This window comes from Mesorhizobium sp. M1027 (assembly GCF_040318745.1).
GTDB lineage: Bacteria > Pseudomonadota > Alphaproteobacteria > Rhizobiales > Rhizobiaceae > Mesorhizobium.
In genome coordinates, this window is the sequence record NZ_JAMYMW010000001.1 from 856,359 (window position 1) to 870,448 (window position 14,090).

Consider the following 14,090-nt stretch of genomic DNA (forward strand, 5'->3'; position numbering starts at 1 on the left):
CGGCATGCCGGTTTCTGGTTTATGGCTGTTGTCGCGCGGGGCGAAACAGGAGGAGTTTCGCCATGTCCCAGTTGAGCGGTATTGTGAGTTTGTTCCTGATCGCGGCTGCGTTCCTGACGTCGTGCGACAATCAGCAACCCCCGCAGGGATCGTCGCCTTTGCCGGCCCTGCAGATTGCGCAGTAGCATCCCGTCTCATCGAAAGGCCCCCGATTTCCCGGGGCCTTCTTGATTCCAGGAGACTTAGTCAGTGCCAGTAAGGTCAATGCCAGTAAGGCTCGACCTTGTAGTAGTTGTATGAGGCGTCACGCGCGGCCTCGCCGTCGGCGCCGGTCAGCTCGTTGATCGAGTAAGAAGGAGCGGCCATCAGCTGGTCTTTGGTGAACGGCACGACATAGCCACCCTTGTTCTCGTCATAATCAAGGCTCGCCCACGGAATGGCGTGGTATTTCTCGCCAATGCCGAGAAATCCGCCAAAACCGATCACGGCAAACATGATTCCGTTCGACAATTTGTCGAGCATGACGTCCTCGATGTCGCCGATATGAGTGCCTTCCGTGTTGTAGACCGATGTGCCGATAACCCGCGAAGCGGCGATGGCTTCGGTGTGTCCCGTCTGGGTCGTCATGGTGTTCTCCTCGTCGTCGTTGACATTAGATTTTGACAATGAGGGCCGCGGGCTAAGGTTCCAGGCGGGTTCGAAATTCTTCAAAGTTTTCTTGACGACGCTGCTGTGGCGCAACTGCTGGTTCAACCCACGCTCTTGGCAATGCGATCGAACGCCATCAGCCGTTCAAGCAATGCGGGAAGATCCTTTAGCGGCACCATGTTGGGACCGTCGGAAGGCGCGTTGTCGGGGTCCTGGTGCGTCTCGATGAAGACGCCGGCGACGCCAACCGCGACGGCCGCGCGCGCCAGCGTCTCGACAAAGCGCCGGTCGCCTCCAGACGAACCGCCCTGCCCACCCGGCTGCTGCACGGAATGGGTGGCATCGAAAATCACCGGCGCACCGATCTCGGCCATGATCGGCAGCGCCCGCATGTCGGACACCAGGGTGTTGTAACCAAAGGATGCGCCGCGCTCGGTCACCAAGACATTGGCGTTGCCGGAGCCGATGATCTTGGCGACGACGTTCTTCATGTCCCACGGCGCGAGGAATTGGCCCTTCTTCACATTGACCACCTTGCCGGTTCTTGCCGCAGCAATCAGCAAATCGGTCTGTCGGCTGAGGAAGGCAGGAATCTGCAGGATATCGGCATGCGGAGCGACGATCGCGCATTGTTCCTCAGTGTGGACGTCGGTCAGGATCGGCAGCGCAAAATTCTTGCGCAAGTCGTCGAAGATCGGCATTGCCGCTTCAAGTCCCGCGCCGCGCGTGCCGCCAAGCGAGGTGCGGTTGGCCTTGTCGTAGCTGGTCTTGTAGACGAGCCCAATGCCGAGCCTTTCAGTCAATTCCTTTAGCGCACCGGCCATGTCGAAAGCGTGCTGCCGCGATTCCAGCTGACATGGACCGGCGATCAGCGATAAGGGCGCGCTGTTGCCGAAAATGACTTTGCCGACCGCAACGGAAGAGTTCGGCATCAGTGGATTGAGCTTGTTCATGCGATCTCCCGGAAAATAAAGGCGGCGCCCTGCCCTGGCGCCGGCGGCACGATGATATCACTGCCGCGCGTGTGATGTTCGACGGAATTGGCTGCAAGCAGCTTGGCGACGGCGTCGGCGTGCCCAATCGAAAAGACGATCCCGGCAAAGCGGAGTTCAGATGGCGCGCCGGCGGGAATGCCGAAGCGTGCCGAATAGGCTGCAGGATCCAGAATGGTCACTACGGCATTCGGCAGCTCATAGACAGTGCCGCCCTGCGCCTCGATTCCGGCTGCGATCGAAATCAAGCGGCCTTGTTGGAAAGGTTCGCCAGTGACTGCTACGACTTCGACAATGCCGGTTGCGCCATTAGCGTGGCCCTGCAACGCAGTGCGGTCGACGTTCGGCGCATTGATCCGCTCGCAGGCGAAGAGAAAAGCGTCCGTTGCCTTGCCTGTAGCCGCGAAGGCCAGTTTGAACGATGCGGTGTCGCTCTTTCCCGTCGCATCGGTGAAGGCGCGCGAAAAGCTTAGCGCGTCCCCCGCCGACAGACCGGCTTCCATGTAGCGCGCGTAGTCCGCGGCGGCGCTTTCGGTGCCCAGCGCCACGGCAGAAAATCCTTCATCGCCGTTTTCTTCGCGATAGGTGCGATCACGCGCGACAAAGACATTGCGGTTCGCGATCGCCTTTGCCACGGCCTGTCTGTCGGCGACCACGAGCGGCTCGAGATAGGTGCCGTCGGTGAGGAAGACACAGCAGTTTTCCGTTCCGAAAGGGTGGATACCTGTCGGCGCAATAGTAAAGCCAAGCAGGGTCAAGCGCGCCCGCGCAATATCGAGGCTCGCGGTCGGCAGCACTAGGTGATCGAGCGGATGAGGCCTTGCGGAGGTGTTCTCGGTCATGTCCCGCGCGGTGTGCCTCATTCCTGAAAATGGTTCAAGGGCTGGCCGACGCCTCAGCGGCAAGACCACATCAGCGCCTAGGGGACGGCGACTCGTCGACTTGCAACGATGTCGGCCGAATAACGCAATTCGCGTAGCGGTTTGACCCGGCTGGTCGTCTCTGCATAGAGCGGATGCGCCTTGTAGGCGGCGAGCGCCGCTTCGTCCTCGAACTCGGCGTAGACGACCACATCGATCTCATCCGAGAGCGGGTCGACCTTGGTGTTGAGCGTTACCTCGAAATGACGCGAATGAGGTATCTTGCCAAGCGCAAGGAGGCCCGTGCGCACTGCCTCGACATCCGCTTTATGCCGTGCGCTGAAGAAAACGATATGCCGGATCAACCCAGCCTCCTCGACCGTTGGACCGGCGTTCTTTTGTGTCAGCGGCAGCGTGCCGTCAATCGGCAGGTTTGTCGCGTCTGCGAACCGTAGCAGCGAAGAGAAACTACACCATGCTGGTTACATAGTGCACGATGCGGGTCACCTCCCTGACCGTCCTGTCGAGGTAGCGGCCTTGGTTGTAAATGCCGTCCCAGATCAGGAAAAAGGTGACGGTCGTGATGACGATGACATAGCGCATGACTAAAACTAGCGCATATAGACGGCTGCAACCATAACGATTCCAACGCTGCTGGGGACCCTCCCCGGGAATCTTTAGCGGCCGTTTGATCTGCCCGGCCGTCAAAAAGTCCGATCGTGACGCAGGATGCGGCCATAACGGCCAATGGGAAATCATATCATGCGCAGACGGACGATCTCCCTCGTTGCAATTCTTGTCGCTGCAGGCGGCATCTGGCTCAACAACACCTCGCTGCTTTCGAGCCAGCCGGCCGGCACCCCTCCGGTGCTTGCGCATCGCGGCCTGGCTCAGGATTTCGACCGTACGAACCTCCGATCGGAAACATGCACGGCCGCTCGCATGCTGACGCCGCGCCATTCCTTCCTCGAGAACACGATACCGTCGAGGGAAGCCGCCTTCGCGCTCGGTGCGGACGCGCTCGAACTTGATGTCCATCCTACCACGGACGGCAAGTTCGCCGTCTTCCACGATTGGACGCTGGATTGTCGCACCGACGGCAAGGGTGAAACGCGCAGCCATGCAATGTCCGAATTGAAGACGCTCGATATTGGTTATGGCTACACTGCCGATGGCGGCAAGACCTTTCCGTTTCGCGGCAAGGGTGTCGGCATGATGCCGTCGCTGGATGAAGTCTTGCAGCGCTTCCCGAACCGGCGCTTCAACATCAACGTCAAAAGCAACGATCCCAAGGAAGGCGAGATGCTGGCTGCCTGGCTCGCCACATTGACGCCGGCCGAGCGCGCCAATCTGACGGTCTATGGCGGCGACAGGCCTATGGACGCGGTCAAGGCAGCGTTGCCGGATACGCACACGCTGAGCCGCGCATCCCTGACGCGCTGCATTCTTCGCTACGCTGCGCTCGGCTGGAGCGGCTACGTTCCTGATGCCTGCCGCCAGGGCACTTTGCTCATCCCCGTCAATATCGCAAAGTGGATGTGGGGCTGGCCGGACCGTTTTCTCGACCGTATGGACGGTGTCGGCAGCCATGTCTACCTGCTCGGTCCCTATTCCGGCGGCGGCTTTTCACAAGGCCTCGACGACCCAGCCTCGATCGACCAACTGCCGGACGATTATTCCGGTGGGATTTCGACGGACGCACTGCATCTGGTCATGCCTGCCGTCAAGCGGCGTTTCGCACCACGTGGGTGACAAGGCCATCTGCTGGAAAAAGGTTTGCCATACCGGACAGTATCTTAGCGCTGAGACAGTTTCGAGTCGACGCTCAAATCCTCACCTAGAGAGTGATGCGGTACTTGGCAAACCCTGCTTCGCCCTCGCCCGCCGGCTCGATCTTCAGCGACGTCACTTGCGCAATGAAATCCTTTGCCCTGGCGCCGGTCTGGAATACGACGCTGGTTCCCGGTAGTGGCGCAAACGACCGATTGGCGTCCGCCGACGGATTGATGGTGCCTTTGCTGACGATATAACGCACGATCACATCGCGGTTGGTGTCGGGCGCTTCGTAGATAATCTTCGAGGCATTGATCTGCGGGAAATTGCCTCCGCCGCCGGCTCGGTAGTTGTTGGTGGCGACGACGAATTTCCGCTTGGGATCAATTGGTTTGCCGTTGAACATCAAGTCAATAATGCGGTTCGAGCCAGCATTCACCAGCCCGCCCTTCGAATCATATTTCGGTGGCTGCGACAGATCGATTTTGTAGGTGACGCCGTCGATCACGTCGAAATTATAGGATGGGAAGTCAGTGTTGATGAGCGCCTGGTCGGCTTTGCCCGGTTCGATCCGGTTGAAGATGCCGGCCGACATTTCCAGCCATTCCTTCACCTCCGCTCCGGTGATTTCGACGGCGCGCACCGTGTTTGGATAGAGGTAGAGGTCGGCGACGTTCTTGATGGCGATATCGCCCACCGGCACGTCGGTGTAATAGTCGGCGCCGTTGCGCCCACCCGCCTTGAACGGTGCCGCTGCCGACAGCAGCGGCATATCCTTCCACTCGGTGTTCTTCAGGATGTCCTTCAAGTACCAGGTCTGCGCCTGACTGACGATCTGGACCGATGGATCGTCGGCGACCAGCGCAAAATAGGAATAGAGCGGCGCCGAGGTTTTGCCGACAGGCCGGCGCACATAGGCGAGCGTCGCCTCGTGATCCTGTTTGAGCGCGTCGACGATGCGCTGGTCGTCCGCGACGGTCGGCTTGTTCGTCTTGTCGACCCGCTCAAAGATCGGCCTGGCCTCAGAGGTCGCCGAGACGATTTTCCATGTCGATCCGTCGCGCTCCAGCAACAGATCGATCAGCCCCATATGCGAGCCCCAGAAGCCGGCCATAACGGCGGGCTTGCCTTGCAGCGTGCCTTTCGCCGGATCGACGGCTTCCAACGACTGAAAGTCCTTCTTGCCAGGGAAGACGAGGTGCTGGTGGCCGGTGAACACTGCATCGATGCCTTCGACACCTGCCACGAAGACGGAGGCATTCTCCATCATGTCGCTTTGCTTCACGTCGATGCCGGAATGGGAGAGCGCAATGACGATGTCGGCGCCTTCTTCCTTCATTTGCGGCACCCACGCCTTGGCCGCCTCGACGATGTCGCGCGTCTTGACACTGCCTTCGAGATTTTTCAGGTCCCAGACCATGATCTGCGGCGGCACGAAGCCAATGATGCCGATCCTGATCGGTTGCTCGGCGCCCGATCCGTCTTTGATCTTCCTGTCGAGGATGACATACGGCTTGAGATAGAGCTTGTCGTCGCGCGGGTTCGCGGCGAGCTCGGTGCCGCGGATCAGGTTCGCGCAGACGAACGGGAAATTGGCACCGGCCAGCACCTTGTCCATGAACGACAGGCCATAGTTGAACTCGTGGTTGCCGAGCGTCGAGCATTCGTAGCCGAGCAGGTTCATGCCCTTCATGACCGGATGCAGATCGCCATCCTTCATCCCTCTCTCGTAGGCGATGTAGTCGCCCATCGGGTTGCCTTGTAGAAGGTCGCCATTATCGACCAGCATCGCGTTGGTTGCTTCCTTGCGCACGGCTTCAATCAACGATGCCGTTCGCGACAGCCCCATCGTGTCGTTGGCTTTGTCGGCGTAGTAATCGTAAGGCAGCACATTCACGTGGATGTCGGTCGTCTCCATAATCCTCAGATGCGCCTGATTGGCTTGTGCCCGGGCGGAGAACGGATGCAGCATAATCAGCGCTCCGCTCACGGCAACGCCGGCGAGGAAATCGCGGCGTGAGACGAGGTGGCGCAGTTGGGACATTCGTTTTCTCTTTCTTCCACGACGTGACAAGTCCTGCCCGAAGCAAAGCTTCGCGCCGAAATCCAGCCGAGTCCAGAAGCCGATTCCATCAAGAGGAGGTGACGCGCCGATGAATGTCCGGCAGCGAACAATCAGCCCTTATCGTCGTCGCCCTGGGTGATCAACCGCGCGCTGCGCTGACCGGTGAAGTAGATCCATAGCCAGCTCAGGGAAACCGCAAGCCGGTTACGAAAGCCGATCAGGAAGTAGATATGCGCCAAGCCCCACAGCCACCAGGCAAGCCTGCCGGTGAGCTTGATCCAGCCGAAATCGATGGCCGCGGCGCGCTTGCCGATCGTCGCCAGATCGCCGTCATGCCTGTAGCTGAAAGGACGCGGTGTCGCGTCACCGGCAAGCCTTGCCTTGATCGTCGCGGCGACGTGCCGTCCCTGCTGCTTGGCGGCGGGCGCGACGCCCGGCACCAGCCGGCCATCCGGCCGCAGGACGTGCGCTGCGTCACCGATGACGAAAATCTCCGGGTTTCCCGGCACACTCAGGTCAGGCTCGACAAGCACTCTGCCCGCGCGGTCCGCTGCCGCGCCGAGCCATTCGGCGGCCGGCGAAGCGGCGACGCCCGCCGCCCACAGGATTGTCCTGGCCGGCAAGTGTGTGTCCCCGAAGACGACACCCTCGGCATCGCAGCGCGTAACCGCCCGGCCGAGTTCGACGGTCACGCCGAGCCGTTCGAGCGCCTTCGTTGCATAACCGGAGAGTTCGGGAGCGAAATTGGAGAGAATGCGGTCGCCGGCCTCAATCAGCACCACACGCGTCTGCCGCGGGTCGATGTTGCGGAACTCGCCGCGCAGCGTGTCGTGCGCCAGCTCAGCAATGGTGCCGGCCAGTTCCACGCCGGTCGGCCCGCCGCCGACGATCGCCAACGTCAGCAATGCCTGACGCTTGGCGGGATCGGTTTCCCGTTCGGCCCGCTCGAAAGCCAAAAGAATACGCCGTCGAATGGTGGTGGCGTCCTCCAGCGTCTTCAGGCCCGGGGCGAACGGTTCCCATTCGTCATGGCCGAAATAGGCGTGCCGCGCGCCGGTGGCCAGCACAAGCGTGTCGTAAGCGACCGTGCCGCCGTCCTGCAGCAGCACGCGCTTGCCGGTGCGGTCGATGCCGGTAACGGCGGCGAGCAGCGTCGTCACATCATCGCGCTTGCGCAGGAGATGGCGGATCGGCCAGGCCACTTCGGAGGTGGCCAGCGCCGTCGTCGCCACCTGGTAGAGTAGTGGCTGAAAGAGGTGATGATTACGCCTGTCGATCATGGTGATGCGCACCGGCGCGCCGGCAAGTGCGCGGGTGAATTCGAGACCGCCGAATCCGGCGCCCACGACGACGACGCGATGGTTGACTGTGTTCATCTCACTCATCCCTCTCGCCAAGGCTGATGTAGGTGTCGTTGTGCAGTGCAGCAATCCCTGCGCTGTAACTAACTGGGAGTCGTCCCTTGATGTCGTGAATACGCATGCTGCAGACTCGTTCCCAGATATAGCCTGCGTCCAGGATACGACTTGGTTGGAACTGTATATTGCAGGTGAAGCATGGCTAGGGATGAAGACGAAGGCTCAGCGCAGTACGCCTCGCCGCCTTGTTTTATGCACGAGCTCGACCCGGAGTTCCAAGCTCCGCTATCCGACTGGACCGACGTAAGGCGCTGGCGCAAGGCCGAGCGCCAGCGATTGATCGCATCCCGCCTTGCCGTTTCAGCCGACACGCGCGCAGCCATGTCGCAGCGCATTGCCGAAGGGCTCGACGCGGTGATCGGTGACGTCGCCGGCCGCGTGGTCAGCCTCTATTGGCCGTTTCGCGGCGAGCCGGACCTGCGCCCGTGGATGGAAACCGTCAACGCGCGGGGCGGGCGCACGGCGTTGCCCGTCGTCGTCGAGAAAGACCGGCCGCTTGTCTTTCGCGCCTATACCCACGGAGACCGGCTAGAGAAGGGCGTCTGGAATATCCCGATACCGGCTGACGGCGATCCGGTGTTACCCGACATAGTCATTTCGCCGATTGTCGGCATCGATCCTGAGCAGTTTCGCCTGGGCTATGGCGGCGGCTTCTTCGATCGTACGCTTGCCGCGATGCCCTTCAAGCCGCTGGTCATCGGCGTCGGCTACGAACTGCAGCGCATCGTCACCATCTACCCGCAGCCACACGACATTCCGATGGACCGTGTCGTGACCGAGGCAGTCAACACCTAGGCGAGTTCGGGCCTAGGCGAGTTCAGGTTTCATTCCCACCGCCGTGCGATCGACGATTTCGCGCAAGGCAAAAGACGAATTGATCTTCGTCACATGCGGCATTGCCGACAGCCACTCCTTGTGGATACGTTCGTAGTCGACGAGATCCTTTGCCGCTATGCGCAGGATGTAGTCATATTCGCCCGACATCAAATGGCAGGATAGGACGTTCGGGCAGCGCTTTATCGCCGCCTCGAAATCCGACAACGTCTTCTCGAATTGCCCGGACAGCGATATATGCACGATCGCCGTCATCTGGTGCCCAAGTGCAGCGTTGGACAGCCGGGCGTGATAGCCGCGGATGGTTCCGGATTTCTCCAGATTGTCCAGCCGCCGCGAACAGGCCGACTGCGATAGGCCGACCTTCTCGGCGAGCGCTGCATTGGGTATCCGCCCATCCTTCTGCAACGTCTCAAGAATGGCAATATCAATCCTGTCGAGCGGCATTTTTGCGAGTTCCTGCGACAATTGCAATGTTTTGCGCAACGATTATCGAAGAGTCGCCTCTCAGGCAAGCGCATTCGCAAACACTTATCGAGCGATTCGTGGTTCACTATTTCTAGACAGGGAACGAGCCCCAAAGGGCCGGATCAGGAGAAAAAAGATGCGCGTCGGTTGCCCCCGGGAAATCAAGAATCACGAATACCGCGTCGGCCTGACACCGGGCTCGGTCCGCGAATATGTCGCGCATGGCCATGAAGTGCTGGTCGAGACCGGCGCCGGTGCAGGCATCGGCGCCGATGACAACGCGTATCGCGCTGCCGGCGCCACGATCGCCAAGACGGCAGCCGACGTGTTTGCCAAGTCCGACATGATCGTGAAGGTCAAGGAGCCGCAGCCCAACGAATGGGTTCAGCTCCGCGACGGCCAGATCCTCTATACCTATCTACATCTTGCCCCGGATCCGGAGCAAACCAAGGGCCTGTTGGCCTCCGGCGTGACCGCGATAGCTTACGAGACGGTCACCGACGAGCGCGGCGGCCTGCCGCTCTTGGCGCCGATGTCGGAAGTTGCCGGCCGCCTGTCGATCCAGGCGGGCGCCACGGCGCTGCAAAAGGCCAATGGCGGCCGCGGCGTGCTACTTGGCGGCGTGCCCGGCGTGCTCCCCGGCAAGGTCACCGTGCTCGGCGGCGGCGTTGTCGGCCTGCATGCCGCACGGATGGCGGCCGGCCTCGGCGCCGACGTCACTATTATCGACCGCTCGATCCCGCGCCTGCGTCAGCTCGACGACATCTTTGGCGGCCGCGTTCACACCCGCTACTCGACCGTCGAGGCGCTGGAGGAAGAATGTTTTTCGGCTGACATAGTCGTCGGCGCCGTGCTGATCCCGGGGGCAGCAGCGCCCAAGCTGGTGACGCGCGAAATGCTGTCGGGCATGAAGAAAGGTGCCGTGCTGGTCGACGTCGCCATCGACCAGGGCGGCTGTTTCGAGACCTCGCACGCCACCACCCATGCCGAGCCGACCTATGAAGTCGACGGCATCATCCATTATTGCGTCGCCAACATGCCGGGTGCGGTGCCGGTCACCTCGGCCCACGCGCTCAACAATGCTACGCTGCACTATGGCCTGCAGCTCGCCGACAAGGGCCTCAAGGCGCTGGTAGACGACCACCATCTGCGCAACGGACTGAACGTCCACAAGGGCAAGATAACGAATCGCGCGGTGGCCGAAGCGCTCGGTTACGAACTGGTCGAGCCGAAGGCCGTTCTCGCGGCCTGATTTCCAACCGTTTGTTCCTGATGAGTCGCCGATGCTGTCGGCGGCTGCTTGTTCACAGGCAATTTTCTCGGTCTACAGCCGGTCTTGCCCGCATCTGGTGCCCGTTTGATGCAATGTGCTCTTTCTGTGGCTTTTTTGTTACAGCCGCCACAATGAGCCGATGCTACGTAGATGCCGGGTTCACCAGGGGCAGGGTAATGATCAGCAGAAAATTCACGAAATCTCTTCTTCTCGGCGCAGTTTCTGTTCTGGCGCTTGGGTCGGTCTCTCATGCCGCCGACGTGGTCGAACCGGTCGTAGAGACGGCGGGCTTCAACTGGAGTGGCATCTACGTCGGCTTTGGCGTTGGCGCCGGGGCGAACGTCCACGAGTTGAGCAGCGACTTCATTCCTGGGGTGTCGTTCAACGGTATTGGTGGCGAAGGCCTGTACGGTGAACTCACCGTTGGGTATGACTATATGGTGGCGCCGCGGTTCCTGATCGGCGGACTTCTGGACGCTCATGCCGGCAACATCGAAACCTCCCTCGACGTTGCTGGATTCGACGCATCGGTCAAAGAGACCTATGGTTTCGACGCTGGCTTGCGGGCAGGCTACCTCTTCACGCCAAACACTTTGGGCTATGTCCTTGGTGGCTATTCATGGCAGAAATACAAATTTGACACGAGCGCAGGTTTTGACTTCGACTGGGACCAGAGCGGCTACTTCGTCGGAGCCGGCGTCGAGACGGCCATCAACAGCAACTGGACCATCAAAACCGAATATCGTTTTACGCAATTCAGCACCAACGATGATGTCCTTTCCGAGTTCGGTGTACCGGATGGCGCAATCAACCTCGATACATCGCGTCACACGTTCCAGGTAGCAGCCAATTATCGTTTTGGCGCCCAGAATGGCGGTGTCTCTTCCTTTGAGGCACCTACCTACAACTGGACCGGCTTCTATATCGGCGGTGCGGGCGGCGCGGGTGCGTCGGTGCATCAGATCAATGTTCCGCCGCTTGGCGACCTGGAGTTCAACGGTATCGGCGGCGAAGGCGTGTTTGGCGAATTGAACGCCGGCTACGATCATGACTTCGGCAGCTGGGTTGCCGGCGTTATGGTTGATGCTCGCTACTCCGGCATGACCTCGGAGCTGGAAGTGCCCGGCGGGTCCATTAATCTGGACACCGACTATGGTTTCGATGTGCTGGGCCGGGTCGGTTTGAAGGTCAACGAATCAACCCTCGCCTATGTGCTTGGCGGTTACAGCTGGCAACATTTCGATCTGAACGCATCTTCACCCATCGGCGACATCATCGATTGGGGCTCGAGCGGCTTCTCGGTCGGTGGTGGTTTGGAAGCGGCCGTGACCAACAACGTAACTGTCGGTCTCGAATATCGTTATTCGCAGTTTGCCGAGAAGGATATTCTGGAGGAGTTTGGAGGGCCGAGCGATGTCCTCACCACCACTCCTTCTTTCCACACCGTCCGTATCGGTGCGAAGTATAAGTTCAACTAAGGCCCTCCAGGCAAATCGTTCAAGCCCGCCGGCTAATCCCGGCGGGTTTTTTGTTTTGCGAACAATGCAGGCACAAAAAAGCGGAGCCAAAGCCCCGCTTCCTCGGTTATCGAGATTTCCGCCGGTTCATCCGCGGTCGGCAAATCGATCGACAGTCTCTTTCTACCGCTTGTATGCGACGGGAGTGCGACAGGCCCAAGCCGGTGCAGCCTGTTCGGTTACGCGCGGTCGATCCGGCACTGATAGCAATTGTTGCGGGCCGAGCGGATGTGGACGTAGTCAATGTCGTCGCGTCTGAACAACGTCTCTGCCCGTGCGGCAATGGCGTCGGTCGGAATGACGCCGCCGCTACCGTAAACAATACGGTCGTCCTTGCCATAACCGCGCACGATGTAATCGCTGCTTTCGAGCATTTCGGGAAGCAACTCAACCTCGGCAGCGCGTTCGCATTCTTCCGCATGCAGAAAGATCGGCCCGGTTTCGGCATAAGGCTGCAGCTCCGGAAAAGGCCGATAGGCCAGAACAAGATAGGCTTCCCCCGCAGCAACATTCTTCAAGCAATGACGGCAAGGCACGCCGTCGCCGTCCGAAATCTGCCGCTCTGGCTTCAGGCCATAAGCATCCGCCCCGCCGCGCTGAAGTGCCCGGACCGCGTCGGTTGGCAAGGCCTTGAATCTTATCGTCATGGCAAAATCTCCGGTGTCGTTGAGCGGAAATTATGCTCGCAAGACAGAGCTTCCCACCCGATTCCTGCCGAAATGGGTCAGTCCATCAGCGCGTCGAGACCGCGAACCAGACCCTTGATCTGCTGTACCCGCCTGATGGCGAGCAGGGTGCCCGCCACGTAAGGCGCCGCGGACGAGCCGGCGTCATGGCGGATGGTCAGCCGCTCGTCTGGCAGGCCGAACAGCGCCTCGCAGGACAGGATGTAGGACGGCAGGCGAAGCGCGTGCACTTGCACCCCCTCGCCTGCGCCGACCGCACCGCCGCGTGTAGCCGGCACGCCAGAGACCTCGGAGACCGGCTTTGCCGTTGAGGCCTTGCGGATGTCGGCCAGCGCCTCAGCAAGCTCCCGTGCGGTACCGGAGGGCGCGTCGGGTTTCTTTGCACCGGCATAATCGATGACCTCGACATCCGGCACGTATTTTGCCGCCATAAGTGCAAACCGCTTCATCAGCGTCGCGGTGATGGAAAAGTTGCCGGCGGCAACGACGCCGACGCCGTTGGCGCGCGCCGCGGCATCGATGTCGGCATAGTCGGCAGCACCCAGTCCCGATGTGCCGATCACAGCGTGCCGTCCCTTGTCGATGGCGAGCAGCACATGGTCTTTCACGACATGCGGCTTGGTGAAGTCGACCAGTACGTCCGACGGCGCCTCCAGCGCCTCGGCCAGCGAAGCCGAAACGACAATACCATTAGCCGGCATGCCAACCAGCAGACCGGAATCCTGCCCAGCGCCGCTACGTGACACGGCCCCGGCCAGCGCCATGTCGCCTTGCGCCCCGATCGCCGGAACCAGCGCCTTGCCGACCCAGCCCGTCGCGCCGGCCATTACCACCCGTATTGTCATCGTGCGATCCTCCATCACCATCGGTTTTTAGACGACAGCGATATGGAAAGTGCCAGGCTCATACAAGTCGGACACACCTTTGAGTGTTGATCCAGACCCTGGGCGTGGCAACGACAAGCTGAAGCCTGGATGAACGGGCCTGAAATCACGGCCGCATGACGCTGGCCGCGCGCTCGGCGAAAGACATCGGATGTACGACCTCTTTTTTTTGCGCCACTGGCGTAAAGCCTAGTTTTTGATAGAGCGGCAGTGCTGCCGGGTGATCGAGGGTACAGGTTTGCACGGTTACCCGCCTTGGCCCGTGCGACCACGCCGCGGCGATTGCCGCACCGAGGAACCAGCGGCCGATGCCTTGCCCGGTCGCGTGCTCCATCATTCCGAAATAAGCGAGTTCCACTTCCTCCGGCAAATGCGGTTTGAGGTCGAAGAAGCCGGCCGGCGCACCATCCAGATAAAGCACCCTGATGTCGCGGTCCTCGCGGTGAATGCCCGCCGCAAGCTCCTCGTCGCTCAGCCTCAGCACATTGACCCAGTGCCATTTGCGGCCGACCCGATCCATCAAATAGCGGTAGAAATGCAGCGGAATGTCTTTGGTCTTGAGCAGCGCGATCTGGCGGTTGTACGGCAGAGGGGGCGAATAGGCAGGCGGCACATGCATTTCGAGAAACGTCACGGTGACGTCGATGTCTTCCAGCGATCCGTCTTCCATTC

The 14,090-nt window shown here is 60.6% G+C and carries 16 protein-coding genes; 5 read left to right on the forward strand and 11 right to left on the reverse strand.

Features of this window, described 5'->3' with window-relative positions; all coding sequences use genetic code 11:
- The first annotated feature begins 62 nt into the window (after positions 1–62).
- Positions 63–185 (forward strand): hypothetical protein, encoded by a 123-nt coding sequence (locus NKH50_RS04120; RefSeq protein WP_084642452.1) that lies wholly within the window; start codon positions 63–65, stop codon positions 183–185.
- Positions 186–261: 76 nt separating this feature from the next.
- Here NKH50_RS04120 and NKH50_RS04125 read toward each other — a convergent pair whose 3' ends face one another.
- The 5 genes from NKH50_RS04125 to NKH50_RS04145 form a co-directional block, all read right to left on the reverse strand.
- The gene (locus NKH50_RS04125; RefSeq protein WP_023675091.1) at positions 262–627 is read right to left on the reverse strand and encodes a PRC-barrel domain-containing protein; all 366 of its coding nucleotides are present in this window, start codon (positions 625–627) and stop codon (positions 262–264) included.
- Positions 628–749: 122 nt separating this feature from the next.
- Positions 750–1,601: a 3-deoxy-8-phosphooctulonate synthase gene (gene kdsA, locus NKH50_RS04130; protein ID WP_254817187.1), complete on the reverse strand. Its 852-nt coding sequence runs from the start codon at positions 1,599–1,601 to the stop codon at positions 750–752.
- Entirely contained in the window at positions 1,598–2,482 is an 885-nt protein-coding gene (locus tag NKH50_RS04135; RefSeq protein WP_352876822.1) for a VOC family protein, read from the reverse strand. The genes kdsA and NKH50_RS04135 overlap by 4 nt, the downstream gene beginning before the upstream one ends.
- Before the next feature lie 77 nt (positions 2,483–2,559).
- Positions 2,560–2,865, reverse strand: coding sequence for a Dabb family protein (locus NKH50_RS04140; protein WP_352876824.1), 306 nt, complete (start codon positions 2,863–2,865; stop codon positions 2,560–2,562).
- A gap of 103 nt (positions 2,866–2,968) precedes the next feature.
- Entirely contained in the window at positions 2,969–3,103 is a 135-nt protein-coding gene (locus NKH50_RS04145; RefSeq protein ID WP_292655342.1) for a hypothetical protein, read from the reverse strand.
- A 159-nt stretch (positions 3,104–3,262) separates the two neighbouring features.
- Between NKH50_RS04145 and NKH50_RS04150 the strand changes: the two genes are divergently transcribed.
- A complete protein-coding gene (locus NKH50_RS04150) occupies positions 3,263–4,252 on the forward strand; it encodes a glycerophosphodiester phosphodiesterase family protein (protein ID WP_352704009.1) in 990 nt (329 codons plus the stop codon).
- An 85-nt stretch (positions 4,253–4,337) separates the two neighbouring features.
- Here NKH50_RS04150 and NKH50_RS04155 read toward each other — a convergent pair whose 3' ends face one another.
- Together NKH50_RS04155 and NKH50_RS04160 are read right to left on the reverse strand one after the other, a co-directional pair.
- Positions 4,338–6,317 (reverse strand): bifunctional 2',3'-cyclic-nucleotide 2'-phosphodiesterase/3'-nucleotidase, encoded by a 1,980-nt coding sequence (locus NKH50_RS04155; RefSeq protein ID WP_352876827.1) that lies wholly within the window; start codon positions 6,315–6,317, stop codon positions 4,338–4,340.
- Between the two features lie 131 nt (positions 6,318–6,448).
- The gene (locus NKH50_RS04160) at positions 6,449–7,714 is read right to left on the reverse strand and encodes an NAD(P)/FAD-dependent oxidoreductase (protein ID WP_352736432.1); all 1,266 of its coding nucleotides are present in this window, start codon (positions 7,712–7,714) and stop codon (positions 6,449–6,451) included.
- A 180-nt stretch (positions 7,715–7,894) separates the two neighbouring features.
- Here NKH50_RS04160 and NKH50_RS04165 point away from each other — a divergent pair, with 180 nt between their 5' ends.
- Positions 7,895–8,551: a 5-formyltetrahydrofolate cyclo-ligase gene (locus tag NKH50_RS04165; protein WP_352876830.1), complete on the forward strand. Its 657-nt coding sequence runs from the start codon at positions 7,895–7,897 to the stop codon at positions 8,549–8,551.
- A gap of 12 nt (positions 8,552–8,563) precedes the next feature.
- On the opposite strand, the gene NKH50_RS04170 is transcribed toward NKH50_RS04165, so the two are convergent.
- The gene (locus NKH50_RS04170) at positions 8,564–9,037 is read right to left on the reverse strand and encodes an Lrp/AsnC family transcriptional regulator (RefSeq protein WP_023675099.1); all 474 of its coding nucleotides are present in this window, start codon (positions 9,035–9,037) and stop codon (positions 8,564–8,566) included.
- A gap of 157 nt (positions 9,038–9,194) precedes the next feature.
- Here NKH50_RS04170 and ald point away from each other — a divergent pair, with 157 nt between their 5' ends.
- Positions 9,195–10,310: an alanine dehydrogenase gene (ald, locus tag NKH50_RS04175; RefSeq protein WP_352645808.1), complete on the forward strand. Its 1,116-nt coding sequence runs from the start codon at positions 9,195–9,197 to the stop codon at positions 10,308–10,310.
- A gap of 197 nt (positions 10,311–10,507) precedes the next feature.
- Complete coding sequence (locus NKH50_RS04180) at positions 10,508–11,809, forward strand: outer membrane protein (protein ID WP_352478814.1); 1,302 nt, start codon at positions 10,508–10,510, stop codon at positions 11,807–11,809.
- A gap of 218 nt (positions 11,810–12,027) precedes the next feature.
- On the opposite strand, the gene NKH50_RS04185 is transcribed toward NKH50_RS04180, so the two are convergent.
- From NKH50_RS04185 to NKH50_RS04195, 3 genes are all read right to left on the reverse strand, one after another.
- Positions 12,028–12,495 carry a DUF1203 domain-containing protein gene (locus NKH50_RS04185; protein WP_352876834.1) on the reverse strand — a complete coding sequence of 156 codons (468 nt, stop codon included), beginning with the start codon at positions 12,493–12,495 and terminating at the stop codon, positions 12,028–12,030.
- A 77-nt stretch (positions 12,496–12,572) separates the two neighbouring features.
- Positions 12,573–13,379, reverse strand: coding sequence for a 4-hydroxy-tetrahydrodipicolinate reductase (dapB, locus tag NKH50_RS04190; RefSeq protein ID WP_352876837.1), 807 nt, complete (start codon positions 13,377–13,379; stop codon positions 12,573–12,575).
- 145 nt (positions 13,380–13,524) lie between these two features.
- A complete protein-coding gene (locus tag NKH50_RS04195) occupies positions 13,525–14,088 on the reverse strand; it encodes a GNAT family N-acetyltransferase (RefSeq protein ID WP_292655364.1) in 564 nt (187 codons plus the stop codon).
- Between the last annotated feature and the right edge of the window lie 2 nt (positions 14,089–14,090).